Source organism: Roseimicrobium sp. ORNL1 (assembly GCF_011044495.1).
In the GTDB taxonomy this organism is placed as follows: Bacteria; Verrucomicrobiota; Verrucomicrobiia; order Verrucomicrobiales; family Verrucomicrobiaceae; genus Roseimicrobium.
This window is the reverse complement of record NZ_CP049143.1, coordinates 3,603,754-3,619,969: the sequence shown is the minus strand read 5'-3', so window position 1 is coordinate 3,619,969 and position 16,216 is coordinate 3,603,754. Positions and strand designations below refer to the sequence as shown.

General features: G+C 58.5%; 20 protein-coding genes and 1 tRNA gene. 13 read left to right on the top strand and 8 right to left on the bottom strand.

Annotated elements, in window-relative coordinates:
* Positions 1-17 precede the first annotated feature (17 nt).
* Together G5S37_RS14590 and G5S37_RS14585 are read left to right on the top strand one after the other, a co-directional pair.
* A complete protein-coding gene (locus G5S37_RS14590) occupies positions 18-428 on the top strand; it encodes a hypothetical protein (RefSeq protein WP_165205151.1) in 411 nt (136 codons plus the stop codon).
* Between the two features lie 49 nt (positions 429-477).
* A complete protein-coding gene (locus G5S37_RS14585; RefSeq protein ID WP_165205149.1) occupies positions 478-1,323 on the top strand; it encodes a hypothetical protein in 846 nt (281 codons plus the stop codon).
* A 46-nt stretch (positions 1,324-1,369) separates the two neighbouring features.
* Here the strand turns inward: G5S37_RS14585 and G5S37_RS14580 are convergent, their stop codons facing one another.
* A complete protein-coding gene (locus G5S37_RS14580; RefSeq protein WP_165205147.1) occupies positions 1,370-2,710 on the bottom strand; it encodes a DUF1552 domain-containing protein in 1,341 nt (446 codons plus the stop codon).
* A gap of 255 nt (positions 2,711-2,965) precedes the next feature.
* On the opposite strand from G5S37_RS14580, the gene G5S37_RS14575 reads away from it, so the two are divergent.
* The 8 genes from G5S37_RS14575 to G5S37_RS14540 all read left to right on the top strand — a co-directional run bounded on the left by G5S37_RS14575 (position 2,966) and on the right by G5S37_RS14540 (position 8,530).
* A complete protein-coding gene (locus G5S37_RS14575; RefSeq protein WP_165205145.1) occupies positions 2,966-3,424 on the top strand; it encodes a plastocyanin/azurin family copper-binding protein in 459 nt (152 codons plus the stop codon).
* A gap of 190 nt (positions 3,425-3,614) precedes the next feature.
* Positions 3,615-4,133, top strand: a complete 519-nt coding sequence (locus G5S37_RS14570; RefSeq protein ID WP_165205143.1) for a hypothetical protein — start codon at positions 3,615-3,617, stop codon at positions 4,131-4,133.
* Between the two features lie 123 nt (positions 4,134-4,256).
* Entirely contained in the window at positions 4,257-4,589 is a 333-nt protein-coding gene (locus G5S37_RS14565; protein WP_165205141.1) for a hypothetical protein, read from the top strand.
* A 97-nt stretch (positions 4,590-4,686) separates the two neighbouring features.
* Positions 4,687-5,238 (top strand): hypothetical protein, encoded by a 552-nt coding sequence (locus tag G5S37_RS14560; RefSeq protein ID WP_165205139.1) that lies wholly within the window; start codon positions 4,687-4,689, stop codon positions 5,236-5,238.
* 12 nt (positions 5,239-5,250) lie between these two features.
* The gene (locus G5S37_RS14555; RefSeq protein WP_165205137.1) at positions 5,251-5,949 is read left to right on the top strand and encodes a hypothetical protein; all 699 of its coding nucleotides are present in this window, start codon (positions 5,251-5,253) and stop codon (positions 5,947-5,949) included.
* A gap of 5 nt (positions 5,950-5,954) precedes the next feature.
* The gene (locus G5S37_RS14550; protein WP_165205135.1) at positions 5,955-6,431 is read left to right on the top strand and encodes an SMI1/KNR4 family protein; all 477 of its coding nucleotides are present in this window, start codon (positions 5,955-5,957) and stop codon (positions 6,429-6,431) included.
* Positions 6,432-6,532: 101 nt separating this feature from the next.
* Positions 6,533-7,540, top strand: coding sequence for a bestrophin family ion channel (locus G5S37_RS14545; protein ID WP_165205133.1), 1,008 nt, complete (start codon positions 6,533-6,535; stop codon positions 7,538-7,540).
* 126 nt (positions 7,541-7,666) lie between these two features.
* On the top strand, positions 7,667-8,530 hold the full coding sequence (locus G5S37_RS14540) for a PQQ-binding-like beta-propeller repeat protein (RefSeq protein WP_165205131.1): 864 nt from the start codon (positions 7,667-7,669) through the stop codon (positions 8,528-8,530).
* 106 nt (positions 8,531-8,636) lie between these two features.
* On the opposite strand, the gene G5S37_RS14535 is transcribed toward G5S37_RS14540, so the two are convergent.
* Positions 8,637-8,711, bottom strand: a tRNA-Val gene (locus G5S37_RS14535).
* A gap of 389 nt (positions 8,712-9,100) precedes the next feature.
* On the opposite strand from G5S37_RS14535, the gene G5S37_RS14530 reads away from it, so the two are divergent.
* The gene (locus G5S37_RS14530; RefSeq protein WP_165211625.1) at positions 9,101-9,409 is read left to right on the top strand and encodes an ester cyclase; all 309 of its coding nucleotides are present in this window, start codon (positions 9,101-9,103) and stop codon (positions 9,407-9,409) included.
* Between the two features lie 129 nt (positions 9,410-9,538).
* On the opposite strand, the gene G5S37_RS14525 is transcribed toward G5S37_RS14530, so the two are convergent.
* From G5S37_RS14525 to G5S37_RS14505, 5 genes are all read right to left on the bottom strand, one after another.
* The gene (locus tag G5S37_RS14525) at positions 9,539-9,727 is read right to left on the bottom strand and encodes a hypothetical protein (RefSeq protein WP_165205129.1); all 189 of its coding nucleotides are present in this window, start codon (positions 9,725-9,727) and stop codon (positions 9,539-9,541) included.
* 146 nt (positions 9,728-9,873) lie between these two features.
* Positions 9,874-11,514, bottom strand: coding sequence for a sulfatase (locus G5S37_RS14520; RefSeq protein ID WP_165205127.1), 1,641 nt, complete (start codon positions 11,512-11,514; stop codon positions 9,874-9,876).
* A gap of 66 nt (positions 11,515-11,580) precedes the next feature.
* Positions 11,581-12,051, bottom strand: a complete 471-nt coding sequence (gene mscL / locus G5S37_RS14515) for a large conductance mechanosensitive channel protein MscL (protein WP_206026455.1) — start codon at positions 12,049-12,051, stop codon at positions 11,581-11,583.
* 68 nt (positions 12,052-12,119) lie between these two features.
* Complete coding sequence (locus G5S37_RS14510) at positions 12,120-12,980, bottom strand: nitrilase-related carbon-nitrogen hydrolase (protein WP_165205125.1); 861 nt, start codon at positions 12,978-12,980, stop codon at positions 12,120-12,122.
* Positions 12,968-13,570, bottom strand: coding sequence for a GNAT family N-acetyltransferase (locus G5S37_RS14505; protein ID WP_165205123.1), 603 nt, complete (start codon positions 13,568-13,570; stop codon positions 12,968-12,970). The genes G5S37_RS14510 and G5S37_RS14505 overlap by 13 nt, the downstream gene beginning before the upstream one ends.
* Positions 13,571-13,841: 271 nt before the next feature.
* Between G5S37_RS14505 and G5S37_RS14500 the strand changes: the two genes are divergently transcribed.
* Complete coding sequence (locus G5S37_RS14500) at positions 13,842-14,192, top strand: hotdog domain-containing protein (RefSeq protein WP_165205121.1); 351 nt, start codon at positions 13,842-13,844, stop codon at positions 14,190-14,192.
* A gap of 87 nt (positions 14,193-14,279) precedes the next feature.
* On the opposite strand, the gene G5S37_RS14495 is transcribed toward G5S37_RS14500, so the two are convergent.
* The gene (locus G5S37_RS14495; RefSeq protein WP_165205119.1) at positions 14,280-15,569 is read right to left on the bottom strand and encodes a sulfatase; all 1,290 of its coding nucleotides are present in this window, start codon (positions 15,567-15,569) and stop codon (positions 14,280-14,282) included.
* Positions 15,570-15,705: 136 nt separating this feature from the next.
* On the opposite strand from G5S37_RS14495, the gene G5S37_RS14490 reads away from it, so the two are divergent.
* Entirely contained in the window at positions 15,706-16,101 is a 396-nt protein-coding gene (locus tag G5S37_RS14490; RefSeq protein WP_165205117.1) for a VOC family protein, read from the top strand.
* The last annotated feature ends 115 nt before the right edge of the window (positions 16,102-16,216 follow it).

Genomic DNA, 16,216 nt, shown 5'->3' with positions numbered 1-16,216 from the left:
TTCTGTTAGGGTGTGTCGTGGGCTGCACGACCGGCCCGCGCAAACATCCTTCGCACACAGGCCATGCCGATCAGGGTGATTCCTCCCTGCAATACCCCGTGGCTTCCGCACCGGATGCCAACCTCACGCTGAAGCTCGCCGATGTGGATCACGTCACCGCCACCTACGAGCCCGCTCCCACGCCGCATGCTCGCGTGGTGATCTCCGGCACGCTGGCCGATGGTGCCACACGCATCCATGACATCCGGGAGCAGCGCGTGGCTGGAGGTGTGACCTTGTCCGTGATCACCGCACGGCCCAAGGATGCCGTGGCCACGCTGGCCATCATCCCCTTTGAGCGCGTGGTGACCGTGGATCTGCAAGGGCAACCTGCTGGCATCTTCTCCATTTCCGCAAATGCTGAGGGTGCTACAGTAGTGGTGCCGTGAGCGAAAGGTCAGCCCAACACCGCACCACCGTCAGCGGAAAGGAGAGCGCATGAGTGACACCCTCCGGCGAGTGAGCTGCATCTTCCTCTGCAGCGTGCCATTGCTCGTCTCCGTCGTCGTCGGAGTGCGTGCCCTTCGCATCCCGGGGGTTTATCAAGCTCTCGGCGTCTTGTTGTTTGGCGCGATCATCGGCGCCGCTTGGGGCTTGGTCGCTCGCGCCTTCCGCTCGGGCGCGGAGGCTCAGCATAGAATGGGGTTGGTCGGGGGACTGTTGTTGATCCCGTTTGCTCTCGTTGCACTTCTGTGGGTCGGACTGGGCACTCCCGGGGAGGCCTCTCCAGCAGAAAACAAGATGCGCTTCCTTATTCTCCTGCTCGGTGCGATTGCTGTCACGGGAGGATTCGCAGTCCTGGAGCAGGCGATCCACGAGGCTGGTGAACGCCTCTACCTGAGCCTCGGGTCTGTCGCGAATATCCTCGCAGGCGCTGCCTATCTCGTCTGGGCCAGCTTTCATCTCGGTGGCTTCGTTCTTGAGGTACAAGACGGGCAGAGACAAATGCAAACGCTACCAGCGGTCCTCTCGCCGAGCGAGGTATTCGACCCCCTGTTGTTCATCGCCTGTGTGCTGACCTATCTCGCGACGCTGATCTTTGCCGTGTGCATGGGACGAGTCGCTTGGCTTGGGCGTGGTATGACGCGCGCCTTCGTGCTGGCAAGCGTAGCAGCCTTGGTAGCGCTCGCCGTCAGAGGGGTGTCGTACCCTGAGCCCATCGCAGGGGACACACCCTGGTACATGCATCCCGGTTTCGTTGCCGGGATCCCCATCGTGCCGTGGATGATGCCCTTGTGGCTGGGCTTGGTCGTATTACAGCGAGCGGACGACGCGCAACCGTGATCGCGCTTCGTCGGCCAGCCGCGAATTCCTATTCCCAGCTGGAGTATTAAATCCCCTCCAGCACGCCCGTGCTGTCACCGATGCGCTCGGCCTTCACCCCCATGCGGTCGAGCATGGCGAGGTAGAGATTCGTCATCGGGGTCTTTTCCGCGAGCTGGATGTGGCGTCCGGGATTGAGCGTGCCATTGCCACGACCGGCGACGATTACCGGCAGGCGATCATGGTCATGGGCATTGCCATCGCTGATGCCACCGCCGTACACGATCATGCTGCTGTCCAGGATGGACTTGCCGTTCTCCTGGGAGTCCTTCATGCGCTGCAGGAAGTAGGCGAGCTGCGAGATGTAGAACTGGTCGATCTTCGCGATCTTCGCCAGCTTCTCAGGATTGTTCTGGTGGTGGGAGATGTTGTGATGCGAATCCGGCACGCCGATCTCGGGGAAGGAGCGGTTGCTGCCGTCATGCGCCAGCAGGAAGGTCGACACACGGGTGCTGTCCGTCTGGAAGGCGAGGAGCAGCAGATCAAACATCAGGCGGATGTGCTCCTGTGAGGACTGCGGGATGCCGGTGGGAGCGTGCACACCGTTGGGCACCTCAATCTTCATGCGCTCGGCCTTCTCGATGCGCGTTTCGATGTCGCGAACGGAGGCAAAGTACTCGTCCAGCTTGCGATTGTCCGAGGTGGAAATGCGGCGCTGCAGGCTCTTCGCGTCAGCCATCACGAAATCAAGCACGCTCTTCTGGTAGCGGCGGCGCTTTTCAGCCTCCGCGGCAGAGCCGGAGGATGAGCCCATGCCGAACATGCGCTCAAACACGAGGCGAGGATCCATTTCCGGGGCCATGGGCATGGTCTCGGTCTTCCAGGAGAGATTGAACTGGTAGGCGCAGCTGTAGCCGGAGTCGCAGCGACCGGAGGTGCGCTCACCGTCCGTGCTCAGCTCCATGGAGGCCAGGCGGGTATGGTCTCCCAGTGCAGTGGCCGCGATCTGGTCCACGCTCTGACCGATGCGGATATCCGAACCGGCCGTCTTCTTGGCCTGGCAACCCGTCAGGAAAGTGGCTGTGGCGCGAGCGTGGTCCCCTGCCCCGTCGCCGTTGGACTCAGCCTTGTCGTGGGCGAGGTTGGAGAAAATATTGAAGTCACCCTTCAAGGCCGCGAGGGGCTGGAGGGTCGGGGAAAGTTCATACCCCGTGCCAGAGCCCTTCGGCACCCACTGGTGCACGTTCACCCCATTTGGGATGTACAGGAAGGCCATGCGCGTGGGAGTCGTCACCGCCTTCTCCGCTGCAAAGGCACGAAAACCAGCCGACTCCAGCAGGGGCAGTGCCATGAACGTGCCGGCGCTGCGCAGGAAGGAACGGCGGGAAACGGAAGAGGGGGCTGACATGGAGATGGGAGATCTTGGGGGTTAACTGTTAAACGTCACCAAACCATCTGGTCTATCGCAGCGGCGTCAAAGATAGGTACGTCACGGTGAGCGGCTTGTGCCTCCACCGGAACGGCATTGGAAACTTTTCATTCCGCAAGAATCGTGCCTCTTTTTGGATGTACCATTTCGTTTGCAAAACCTCCCGGACAGAGTCCGTTCTTTGCGTCCTGAAACTGCCGGGTAGTCCGGCACAGATTACGAACCTATCCACAAATGATCCGCACTCTGCTTACCGCTGCCTGCTCCCTGGTGCTTGCCGCCGGACTCCACGCCGAAGACGTGAAGGAAGTGACGCTGAAGCCCGACAACGCCAACCCGCTCGCTTACGACGCGGCCTCCAAGACCTTTACCGTGAAGGCGGGTCAGAAGGTGAAAGTCACCCTCGAGAACAAGGCCACCGTCCCCCAGCCGCACAACCTGCTCATCTGCAAGCCCGGCTCTCTGCAGAAAGTCGGCGCCGCTGCAAATGCGCTGCTCACGGATCCGCAGGCTCTTGCGAAGGACTACATCCCCGAGTCTCCTGAAGTGCTTTTCCACACGAAGCTGGTGCAGCCCAGCCAGTCGGCCGTGCTTGAGTTCACCGCTCCCGCCGAGGCCGGTGACTATGTCTACCTCTGCACCTTCCCTGGTCACTGGATGATCATGAACGGTGTCATGAAGGTGGAAAAATAAGCCGCCTGCTATTCACTGATTGAATCTCCTAAGGAGATGGGATCCTGCCATGCGCTGCCCATCTCCTTTCTTTTTGCAGAATCCCGAGGCGCCGGGAGAGATTTTCCTGTGAGAATCGTTACCCGGAGCGTTTCTTTCCGGCGCCCGTAAGCGCGCCAGCATCCATTCCTGTTCCATTATTCATCCATCCATGAAAGCATTCCTCATCGCCGCCTTTCTCGGTCTCGCCGCTGCTACCACTCTGCGTGCGGAAGACGCCAAGCTCGCCATCGGCCAGTTCAACTTTGCGCTTCCCTCTCCGTGGAAGGAGGCAGAAAGCACCAGCCCCATGGTCAAGGCCCTGGTGAAGCATGCGCCCGAAGGCGGTACTGCGCTGGAGGCCAAGTTCTTTGACTTTGGCTCCGACGGCGGCGGCATCGAAGCCAACGTCAAGCGCTGGGTGGGCATGTTCGAAGGCACTCCAGAAGTGAAGCGCGAGGACTTGGAAAAGGACGGCACCAAGATCGCCCTGCTCACCGCCACCGGCACTTTCCTCGACGGCCCGGCGATGTCCCCGCAGAAGACTCCCCGCCCCGGCTACACCATGCTGGGCGCCGTGCTGAATGGTCCGCAATCCACCTGCTTCATCAGGCTCACCGGTCCCAAGGATGACGTGGCCAAGATGCAGGAAGCTTTCAAGACCATGGTGCTGAGCCCGTTTGCAAAGTAAGGCTCAAGCAGCTGCAGTAATTTACGATGGGATGCGCGGACACAGGATGTCCGCGCATTTCATTTCTAGCAGGGTGGCTTTGCGCTTGCGCGAAAGTTACTTGCTCATTTCTTTCAGCATCCCATGAAGCGCCGCCCTTTCCTCGAACGATTCGCATCTAGAAAGCAACGACCCAAGGCGGTCATCGGAGTCGCTTGGTACGCCAGTGAGCACACTTGGGCGGAGATGAAGGCGTTCGCTGAAGACCCCGACCGGTATGAGAACAGCTACGCGGAATGGGAGGCGATAGCCTCCGAGACGGTGGCGAATTTTGGGAAACAGGGAATTGAGCTGGTTAGAGTCCCCATCGAGCCTGAAGTGTTCAGACAATGGCTGGAAACCCGTAGCGGAAAGAACGACGCCAATTCCCGCGCCGCCTACGCCAGCGAGAAGGTCGGAGACTATCACCACGTGTGAATACGGCGTAGCGCGCCTGACCCCGCCCTTCGGTCGCGCCTTGCTTTCACCTGCCACTGCGGCGAGGGATTCACACCCGCACCCTTCCATTCAGCCCATGCGCAGTCCACTTCATCCCAAGGCAACTCTGGTCTCAGTCGAGATTGAAAAAGGATTCTCCGCGTTTCAGTGTCCCACGTCGAAGGGCTACTGGATCCCGCTGCAGTCCTATCACACCTGGCGTACGCGCAGCCCCATCACCGTGGCGCCGCTGCCAGAGGGATACGAGCCCTCGTTTGAGCACGACTCGACCGAGCCGCTCTTCTGCCCGGAGAGTGGATGCCTGCTGCACCGGTATCGTGTCGGCCAGGGACTTCCCTTTCGCATCGAGCGCAGTCCGAAAACCGGAGGCATCTGGCTCGATGAAGGGGAATGGCAGGCGCTCAAGAGCAAAGGGCTCCATGATCAGCTCCACCTCATTTTCACCGCTCCCTATCAGCGCCATCTTCGCGCCGCGGATCTTCAGCGAACCTTTCACACGGCGGTGGAAGAGCGCCTGGGAACAGAAGATTTTCAGAAGGTGACGGAGTTCAAGTCGTGGATGTCGCATCATCCCGAGGCGAGTTACATCCTCTCTTTCCTTCAGGAGTCTGTGGAGGACGCGTCCTGACTTCACCTTATCATGCTTCCCGAGTTCGAATACTTCCGCGTCAAGGTGGTACACAGTTTCGAGGAACTGGTGTCGACACCCTTCGGTTCAGACTTCAATGCCCTCTGCTGGCAGCGGGAGCTGCAGGGGGACTTCGGTGAAATCGTCAACGCCCTTGGAGTGAGCGATGGCATTGTCAGTGTGGACGATGAAGACCTACAAGCGCTCAACCTGAGCGAGGCGGGCCTGCTCGCGCGAGACATTCTCCTTTCAGACCAAGAACTGCTGCGTTCCCGGGACCTGCAGCCAAACCTGGACTGTGTGCATACCGGCTTGCGTGAGATGGATGGCGAGCCTGTGCCCACGGATGTGTATTCCTTCCACGTCGACAGCGCCACCACCATGGCAGACACCTACCTCTGCACCTACTTCGGAGCCACCTCCGAGGGACTGCGCAATGAAGAGGCGGTGCGTCGTGTGGATGTGCCGGAGACGCGCGCCGTATTGCTGGAGCGTTTCGGTGGCGAAGATGATGAAGGGTTTCGCGAACACTTGCAGGACAATTGCTACGATCTGCACTACGCCCCCCTGCCCCACGCGCAGCCGTACACTTTCGGCTTGGGCAATCTCTGGCGTATTGCCATCCAGTATCCCGATTGTCCTGTGCCGCCCTGTATCCACCGAGCGCCTGCGACGCAGCCGGGTGAGATGAGGTTGTTGTTGATTAGTTGAGTTCCATGGATCCATCTGCATTCACTAGCCATATCGCACGACTTCGAAGCCTGGGATGGACTTGCCAATGGCATCCTCAGCCAGTCCATTTACCACTATCATTGCGCTCCCGGTATCCGTGGCTTCCGCCTGACTACATCGACTTTGTCACGGGGCTGGATGAATGCGTCAGCTCTGACGAAACACGTTGGATTCTTGCTCCAGCAGATTTCGATCTCCACGAGCATCACGCTTGGCAGCATGATGCATGGGAGACGCTTAGTGTCGAATCTGCTGCGGGCGACGAACAGCTGGTTGCCCAGATTCGGGAGTTTTGGGATGCGCACATTCCCATCAGTCTAGGAGTGGGCGACGGCTACTCGTTCTATGCGATCCGTGTGGGAGATCGATCGGGGGTAGTTGTCACTGGCAGGGAACCGGAGTTCGAGGATATTGCCGAGGTCGCACTCAGCTTCACCCAGTTCCTGGCACACCTTACATGAGAGGTTTATCTGCAATTCCAAGAGCTGACAATACGCTGGCGCCTTGACCTTGGCATGTCTGCTGGCCTTTACCCAAGAGGCGACTCCTATCCTAAACACTCATGCACACTGGCAGATCCTACAAGCTATCAGAGTTCATCGCCTGGACCAAGCGGGATATCTACCTGCTCATCGTCCTCGGTGTCGTGCCCGTGGTTTGCTATGAGATGGTGGGACTAAAATGGCTGGGCATTCCTTGGACGGTGGTGGCGCTGCTTGGCACCGCCACGGCGTTCATTGTCGGCTTCAAGAACTCGCAGACCTACGCCCGCATTTGGGAGGCGCGCCAGATATGGGGGGACATCTTGAGCGGCAGCAGGGCCTGGGGAGCCATGAGCCGGGACTATCTCAAGAATCCCGAGAAGTCGAAGGAACTCGTGTATCGCCATCTCGCCTGGCTGGTGGCGCTGCGGTATCAGATGAGAGAGTCCCGGTCCTGGGAATCTTCACACAAGGCAAACAACATCCGGTATTCGAGGTTGTACTCTGTCCCTGAACGAGAGACTTCACTGGAGAGTGAGCTGGCGAAATATGTTTCGCCGCAAGAGTCGAAGGAGATTCTCTCTTCTCAGAACAAGGCGACTCACCTCATGAGTACGCAAAGCAAAGCGATCAGAGAGCTCTTGGACAAGGAGGCATTCGTGGTGGCTCACTTCATCGACATGCAGAAGACGCTCCGGGATTTCTTTCTGCTGCAAGGGAAGAGCGAACGCATCAAGGACTTCCCCTACCCACGGCAGTTCGCGACCATCAATGGCATCTTTGTAAAGTTGTTCTGCTTTCTCCTGCCGTTTGGCTTGTTGCGGGAGTTCGACAAACTCAACGAGAGCGTCGATGGGGTCATGAACGGAAACATGGTGTGGCTGGTGATTCCCTTCAGCATCCTGCTGTCCTGGCTCTACACCTCCCTGGAACAAGTGGGCGACAGCACTGCGTGCCCGTTTGACGGAGGCCCGAATGACGTTCCAATCTCCCAAATGTGCCGCACCGCCGAGATTGAACTGCGAGCCATGCTGGGGGAAACCGATCTGCCGCCAACCTTGGAGAGCAAGAACAACATTGTGCTGTAGCGTCGTACTTCCACTGGCACCCAGCATGAAAGTGCATTCGGGGATGGCGACAGAGGCCCTGGGATCGACTGACGTTTATTAATAGACCTGACGCAAGGCCGTATGTGATGGTAGTATTGCAAGGAAATGATTTCGTTGCTTTGGGCGAAAGAGATCGAGGGGCGCGTGGGTCATGCTCTTGGGCAATCTGTCATTACCGTTCCCCGCTTGGGGGGATGGTGGACGCGATACGACGCCATGACCGGCGAAGTCATTTGGCGGCAGCATCATCGAAAGCCTGGAAGCTTCTTTGCTTTGCAATCAGACGTCATCGTTGGTACCACGGATCATGGGAGCGGCATCTATGCTATCGATCACCATACGGGTCGTAAACTCTGGACTCGCCTAGGTGGCTGGGCTGATCCGCTTCTCAAACTGTTTGAGTATCTACCTTGCGAAAACGAGGGTGACGGTCCCTGCGAGATTGTGACTGGGCAAATTGTAACCATGGCAGGACGAATCCTCAATCCGACAAACGGTCGCGTCGTCGGAAGGGAAAAGGTGCAGTCGTATTACCAGCGGGGACGCGGCCCCGCCCGGTATTTCTATGGAGGCATCCCGACTTCAAATGAAACGCATGAGGGCATCGAGCAATTGCTCTCGGATCAAGGCCTCGAGTTGGGAGGTCCCCAATGGTGCGCTCTGGCAAAAGGTTCCTGCATTTTCGTCGTTGCCTGCCGTCCGCCGGAACAATACCGGACGCGACCACGATCTCGCCCCTACTCTGCTGCTAAACCGGCCGATGTTCCCTACGTCTTCATGATTCTTCGCGCGGAGGACAACGCCATTTTGTTTCAGGAGGAAGTCGGAAGCTACTTTACTGCCGAGTTTTCATGGGCATCCGAGTATCTTGTTTTGGAGCTGCAAAACTCCGAGCAACGCGCGTGGGACAGCGAACGGCGGCGGGATGTCCGAATCTATCGTTTGCCTGTCGAGGCCAACACATACTGATTCGGTGTCGAGATCGACCATCAGAAGTGACCGCAGAACCTGCTGAATGGGTGCCTGAATCTCTCCGATTGGCGGGCCATGCGAGGCACCTGTTAAAAAGGAGAAATGGTGCGCGGTGCAGGGTTCGAACCTGCGACCCCGTGCGTGTGAAGCACGTGCTCTACCACTGAGCTAACCGCGCCTTTGTCTGCGCTTGGCGTACAAGGCGGAGGTTTATATAACTCGCAACGTGTTTTGCGCCAGCGGAATTTGCCGAAAAATTCAAGCTGGGAACTGCCGTGTGAACTGGCCGGGGCACAACCAACCTTGCTCGCTATGGGCCCCCGTCTCCGGGACGCGGTGCTCCCACTGGGCACTCCATTGCACAGTGCTGCCAGCGGTGCATATTTCTCCATCCCTGCTCCGACCTCCTCTCCCAGCTGGGGAGCTCTGATTTTCGCGAAACGGGCAACCCACCAATCACTCATCATCATGAGCAATTCCAATCGAGCAATTATCGAGGCATGGTTTGAGCGGGTTTGGACTTGTGGGAGACGCTTCAGCCATTGATGAACTGATGGCCCTTACGCCATCTTCCACGGACTGCCACCGGTACCGGAAGGCAGTCCGACTACGGGACTTGACTCCTTCAAACCCTTCTTCGCACGTTTTCGCGACATCAAAATCGTTCCCATGAGGACGGTCTGCGAGGGCGACCTGGTCGCCTGCCACTGTAAGGTCACCGGGACACATCGCGGCGAGGGTATGGGTGTGGCGGCGACCCATGCACCAGTGGATTTCGAGGGAATGACCTTTGCGGTAGTGCGCGATGGCCAGATCCACGAAGGTTGGAACTGCTACGACTTCCAGGAACTGCACCGGCAAGTCGGCATCGTCTAAAGCTGCTTGAATCGCCGCAGCAGGTCTCACCGTAGGTTGCAGGCGCGGAGGGCAATCCCCTAAACAAAAAAGCCAGTCCTGCTCGCGCATGGACTGGCCTTCAGAGATTCCGGGTGTAGCAGGTGGCGGCTACTTCTTGTTACACTTTTCGCACACCTTGCCAGCCTTCTCGGCATCGACGCAGCAGGGATGCTGGCACTTTTCGCCCTTCTTGGCAGCCTTGTCGCAGCAGCCGCCTTCTTTGTACTTGGAATCTGCTGCGAACGAGAACGAGGTCATCATCGCAGAGACGGTGAGAATGGTGAGCAGAGCTTTCATGGGATGGTCGGGTTGTATTAACGGTGAATGCGCTACAGGTCAGCCACCTACGGAGATGACCTCCTGCACGTATGGGGATGTTAGATCCTTGGGACAATTACTGTCGAGCACAATATTTCTATCACTGGGGCATCCACCATGAATGGTCATTTGCCGGGCTCAGCTCCAGTAGCCTGCGCTTTCTTCTTCCCCTGTCCTCCCCCAGCGCCACCCTTGCCTTCCCCGGGTCCGGGCTGGCCGGGCTTGCGACCGCCGTAGAACCAGGGCTCTTCCTTCTCAGGCACCTTGAGCTCGGTGCGGAGACGCTGCACTTCGGTCTTCAATTCAGCGGTCACCTTCTCATAGTCCGGGTTCCCGTAGAAGCTGCGCAGTTCATTAGGGTCCTTCTCACGGTCATAGAGCTCCCAGTAGTCCACATCTGGAGCGTAGTAGTGCACCAGCTTGTAGCGGTCCGTCACTACTCCGTAGTGCGGGCGCACGTGATGGGGCACGGGATACTCATAGTAGTGGTAGTAGAAGCTCTTTCTCCAGTCAGACGGCGTGTTCCCGGCCAGCAGCGGCACGAGGCTCTTCCCCTGCATGTCCGCCGGAATGGGCAGTCCTGCGGCTTCCAGGAAGGTCTCTGCGAAGTCGACCGTGGAAACGATTTCCTTGTTCTCGCTGCCGGGCTTCACCTTCCCCGGCCAGCGCACCATCAGCGGGGTGCGGAGGGATTCTTCAAAGATCCAGCGCTTGTCGAACCAGCCGTGCTCACCGAGGTAGAAACCCTGGTCGGCGGCATAGACCACGATGGTATTCTCCGCGAGACCCTCGTCATCGAGATACTTCAGGAGACGGCCCACGCCATCGTCCACTGCCTTCACGCAGGCCAGATAGTCATGCATGTAGCGCTGGTAGCGCCAGCGCACGAGGTCCTTCCCCTGGGGATTCTGCTTCTCGAACTCGGCATTGAGAGGGCCGTAGTAGGCGTCCCAAGCGGCTTTCTGCTCGGCATTGAGCTGCGGAGGCGTGGCGAGCTTGGCGTCCTTTGGGGTGAAAGTCTTCTCAATCGTCATGTCCTGGTCACGCACGGCCTGGCCGCGATTCTCGTAGTCGTCGAAGAGCGTTGCGGGTTCGGCGAAAGGCTTGCCCTTGTTCCACCCGAGATGGCGGATCGGCGGGTCCCACTCGCGATGGGGCGCCTTGTGCTGGCACATCATGAGGAAGGGCTTGGTCTTGTCGCGATTCTTCAGCCAGTCGAGCGTGAGGTCGGTGATGATGTCGGTCACATAGCCCTCGTGCTTCACGGGCTTGCCGTTGTCGATCATCGGTGGGTTGTAGTACACGCCCTGGCCGGGAAGGATGTGCCAGTAATCGAAGCCCACCGGATCTGTCATGAGGTGCCACTTACCGACCACGGCCGTCTGGTAGCCGGCTCCATGCAGGTCACGCACAAAAGTGGGCTGGGTGTTGTCGAAGCGGGAGTTGCTGTTGTTGAGGAAGCCGTTGATGTGATTGTACTTCCCCGTGAGCACCACGGCGCGGCTGGGGCCGCAAATGGAATTGGGCACCATGCACCGGTTGAAGAGCATGCCCTCCTTTGCGATGCGATCGAGGTTGGGCGTCTCGATGAGCTGACGCGGGTCCTTGTAGGCACTGATGGCCTGGTAGGCGTGGTCGTCCGAGAAGATGAAGAGAATATTCGGCTGCTTGGGCTTGGCTTCAGCCGCGGAAGCCGGGCGCGGAGATACCGCCGGCAGGCCTGTGGCAAGCGCCAGAGCGAGGATGGGAAGACGTGCAAAGGTCATGACAGGCGGAAACGCCGGGATGACCTCAAACTATCGCCGAAATGAGATGTTCCACGGACCGGCCTGCTACTTGGCTCCGCCTCCCTGCTGAGCCTTCAGCAGGTCGCGAATTTCGGTCAGCAGTTTCACATCTTCCGCCGGAGCGGCGGGTGCAGGTTCTTCAGCCTTCTTCTTCGCAAGCCTGTTGATGAATTTTACCAAGAGGAAGACGCAGAACGCGATGATGGCAAAGTTGATCAGAACGGTGATGAAGCTGCCGTAGGCGAACACCGGTCCGAATTTCTTTGCATCCCCGAGCGACAAGGGAGCGCCTGCCTTCTCGGCCGTCTCCACCGCCTTGTACACCTCGGAGCTCAGCCCCACATACATATTGCTGAAGTCAGCCTTCCAGATCGCACCCACGACGGGCATGATGAGATCCTCCACCACAGAGGAAACGATCTTTCCGAACGCGGCTCCGATGATGACACCGACCGCGAGGTCGATCACATTGCCCTTGAGGGCAAACGTCTTGAATTCATTCAGCAGGTTTTTCATGAGTCCGTCCTTGGTTGAGATTTGCCAGGCACAGCACCTTGAATGATGTGAGCACACAGAATGCCTAATCAGGCGTCATCCTGCACGAGAATCGTTCCCGGCGTCAAGTGTGCAGGATTGGTTTCCACCAACATCTTGCGAGCACGGCGCAGGGATTTCGCATGCAGTTCTCCCCGCAGGCAGTGGAAACCATCTTCAAGCAAGACCGGGCTGATCGTTTCTCTAAGGCTGTGCTTGAAGGCGGACTGTGAGGGCGCATGCCACGCCAGCTTGCCCACATTTTCATCCACGAGTTCCGACTCAGCCTTTCCCACCAGTTGTGATACACCAACAAAAGCACACAACTCCACGGCACGTCCCGAGGCACAGCGGCCCACTCGCTCCACGCCCAGGATGCTCTCCGTGGCGCTGGGCACCAGGACGCAGTCGACCTGCCTGCCCCGCAGGGCCACCGAGATCTCCGGCACCTCGATATCGAGACAGATCACAACGGCAAATTTCACGCCGTGCAGCGTCCATACGTGCAGGGCCTCGCCTCCTTCAAAGACCTTCTCCCAGGGAGTAAGGCAGAGCTTATCCTGGTGTAGTTCCCTTTCGCCACACAGAATCGGTGCACGGTTTCTCCAGGTACCATTGGGTGTGCGAAAGGGCACCGTGCCCAGCACCACGGCTCGATCCTTGCGTGAAAGCTCTGCTTTGAGCCCAGGCCAGATTTCATTCCAAAAGAGATCCGCCACACCTGCCAGTTTGTCCTCGCCGCTGACGAAGCGCTCCAGTCCCATCCACGAGTACTCGGGCAGCACGGCCACGTCAGCGCCCTTGCTCCAGCTTTCGAGCACGCGTTCCTTCAGTAGATTGGCGAAGGCCTGCGGCGATGCTGCTTCAGCGCCCACGTCACAGGTCCAGAGATCGATGTTCAGCGTGTCCATTCCTTGAGCCAGAAAGTAAGGGTCTTGGGAGATTCAGATTCTTCGTCTGTTTCTTTCCATACGAAGGTGGCCTTCATCTCGGGACGCTTCGTGTAGCCTTGGGAGATCCAGAAGGTGTCCAGGGGGCGGTAGCCAGCCGGGCGGCGCGGATCTGCGGGGTCGCGGTCCACGGCGCAGAATCCGGTCCATCGTGCCCTGAGCTTCGTAGCGTGGGCCTCGCGACGGCGGAAGAATTCCTTCCCCACCCCTTGTCCCCGCAACTCCTGCAACAGGATGGATTCACCGAAGTAGCAGACCTCACGCACCTCAAAACCGTGCTCGATGAAGGGAGCCTGGAATTCCGGTCCTTCACAGGTCAGCGGGATGCACGTGGTGGCGCCCACGACTTCATTGCCAGCATTGGTCACCAGCACCACGAGGCTGTTTGGAGACTGGGAATAGGTGCGCAGGTACTCGCGTTCGTATTCCAGTGAACCATCATAGAGGTACGGATAGTCGTGAAACACGGCGATACGCAGGCTCCCAAGCTGATCCAGCCACGGCTCAAGCGCGGGTCCCTGGAGTTCATGGTAGGTCAATCCTTCTGGCATAGTCGGTAAGTGACAGTGAGCGGGAGCGTGGATGAAGCAACTGGGTTCTTCAATTCGGCTGCTATCATGGGTGTGGTCGAGTGCATTGGATTCAACACAGTGCCGAGCGGAGCGAGACGACTGCGAAGCAGCCCGAAGGGTGAGGACGGCAGGACGAATGAAACGCGGAGACGCAGAGGAGCTTCGGTGATTGAGAACTTAAACACTATCACCAGAGACCAGCCCCCCAATTCACCTTGCACATCGACCATTCCACAACGCAGAATACCCCATGGAAAACCGCCGCCTCGTTCTGCCCGAGCACCTCAATCACTACGGTTTCCTCTTTGGCGGGCATCTTCTGCAGTGGGTGGATGAGATAGCCTGGATCGCCGCCAGTCACGAACATCCCGGCTGCCGCCTCGTCACGGTGGCGATGGATGAAGTGGTCTTCCGCAAAAGCGTGCATAGCGGCACGGTGCTGCGCTTCGAGGCCACGAAATCACGCGCCGGCACCACTTCGGTAAGCTATCTCGTGGAGGTCTACGCAGAGTCTTTGCAAACCGGCGCGGCAGATCTCGTCTTCAGCACCACGGTGACGCAGGTGCGGGTGGATGAGGAAGGCAGGAAGATGGCGTTCTAGAAGCTGCTCGCCAGAGTATCCAGCAGGTCAGTAACCAGTAGTCAGTTATGATTGCTGAACACTGGCCACTGCTTACTGAAAACTTCCCTACGGCTTCCACCACGCGTCCAGCTTTGCCGTCAGTTCCTTCACGCGCTCCGTTTGCGTCAGCGAGAGATCCCTCTCCTCGTTGATGTCTGTGGTAATCTTGTAGAGTTCAACCTTCGCATCGGGCTCGTTCTTGGAATCCGGGACGATAATTTTGTAGTCTCCATCAATCATCCAGCGCCAGCGGAGGCTCGCGGCGGGTACATCGATGTTCTGCGAGTCATGCGTGAAGATTTCACCGTAGATGGTCTTCCGCGCGTCTACTGCGGCGGTGTCTAGCAGATTGAGTCCGGTCATCTCCTTGGGTGCCTCGATGCCCGCAGCGCGCAGCACGGTGGGCGCAATGTCGATGCTGCTCGCGAGAGCCTGGCTCTTGCTGGGCTTCAGCTTTGCCGGCCAGCGCACCATGATGGGTGTGCGCAGACCGCCATCATATTGGCTCTGCTTGGAGCGCGGGGCGTACTTGGGCTTTTCAGGATCCTGAATCCAACCGTTGTCCGCGACGTAGATGACGATGGTGTTCTCCGCGAGTCCCTGCTCATCGAGGTGCTTCATCAGGTCGCCGCAGGTTTCATCCAGCCACTCGACCATGGCCCAGTACTTGGCGATGGTCGGTGAAGGTGCCTTGTCCTTGTACTTCGCGAGCAGGCGATCCGGCGGGTTGTGCGGGGTGTGCGGCAGGAAGGGCGCGTACCAGAGGAAGAAGGGCTTCTTCTCATCCTTCGCCATCTTCATGAAGTCATACATGGGTTGCATGGTCTCGCGACCAATCTTGAGCCCATCGTCTCCATGACGGCTGCCCTTCGTCATGCCGTGGGTGAAGCCCCCACGGGCGAAATTCCCCTGCCACCACTTGCCCGTCTGGAAGCTGAGATACCCCTGCTTGCCCAGCACCCGCGGCAGGGTGTTGAGCTGATCCATGTGTTTGTTGAACTTCTCCCGTCCTTCGATGAAGACGGGATCGTTCTGCTTCAGCTTCTGATCGGATGAGCCGGGAGGATCATTGCTGGTGATGTAATTCTGGTGCGGAAACTGGCCGGAAATGATGGTGGCCAGCGAGGGGCAGCAGAGGCTGGAGGGCACATAGCCGCGCGTGAACAGCAGGCTCTGGGAGGCCAGCTTGTCCATGTGCGGCGTCTTCACCTCAGGATGCCCCATGAAACTGTAGTCGCCCCAGTGGTGGTCATCGGAGATGATGAGCACCACATTGGGCGGAGTTTCCGCGCGGATGGTAACTGCGGAGCATAGGCAGGTGGCGACGAGGAGGACGAGTGTGGAGAAAGCACGCATGCGCCTTTTTCAACGTGCTCCGCTCTTCTTCCTTGCGTGAAATTCACTGGTGGAAACCTCTCGCGTTGCGCCATAGTTGCGAGAGTCAGGCGACACGCTCTCGTCTGGTCACCTCAACCCGACACTCCACAAACAGATGTTTGATCACATCGGCATTTTTGTCTCAGAACCCAAACGGAGCGTTCCCTTTTTCGAGCGCTGCCTGGCTCCCCTCGGAATCCATATCGTGGAGCGTCAGCCGGAGTGGGATGCCGTCATTTTTGCTGGCACATCAGAGTTTCCATTCTTGTGGGTGGGACCTGCCCGTGGTGACTACTACGGCGCATCCCTTTCACCCTCCACCCATCGTCCGATCCATCTCGCGTTCACTGCTCCAAGCAAAATGGCCGTGGACGAGTTTTACGCCCTTGGGCTGGCACATGGAGGCAAGGATAACGGTGCGCCGGAAGATGGCGGGGACGGCTACTATGCCGCCTATCTGCTGGATCCGGACGGAAACAACATCGAAGCCGGCATACGGAACAAGACCTGACCACCGAATGAGGCGGTGGCCGCACTCCGCGACGCAAAACGCTCTGGCAACAAACCAGAGTCGCCTTGCTGCATGTCTCAGGCGCCAAACCCTGTATTACGAACGAACATGGTTT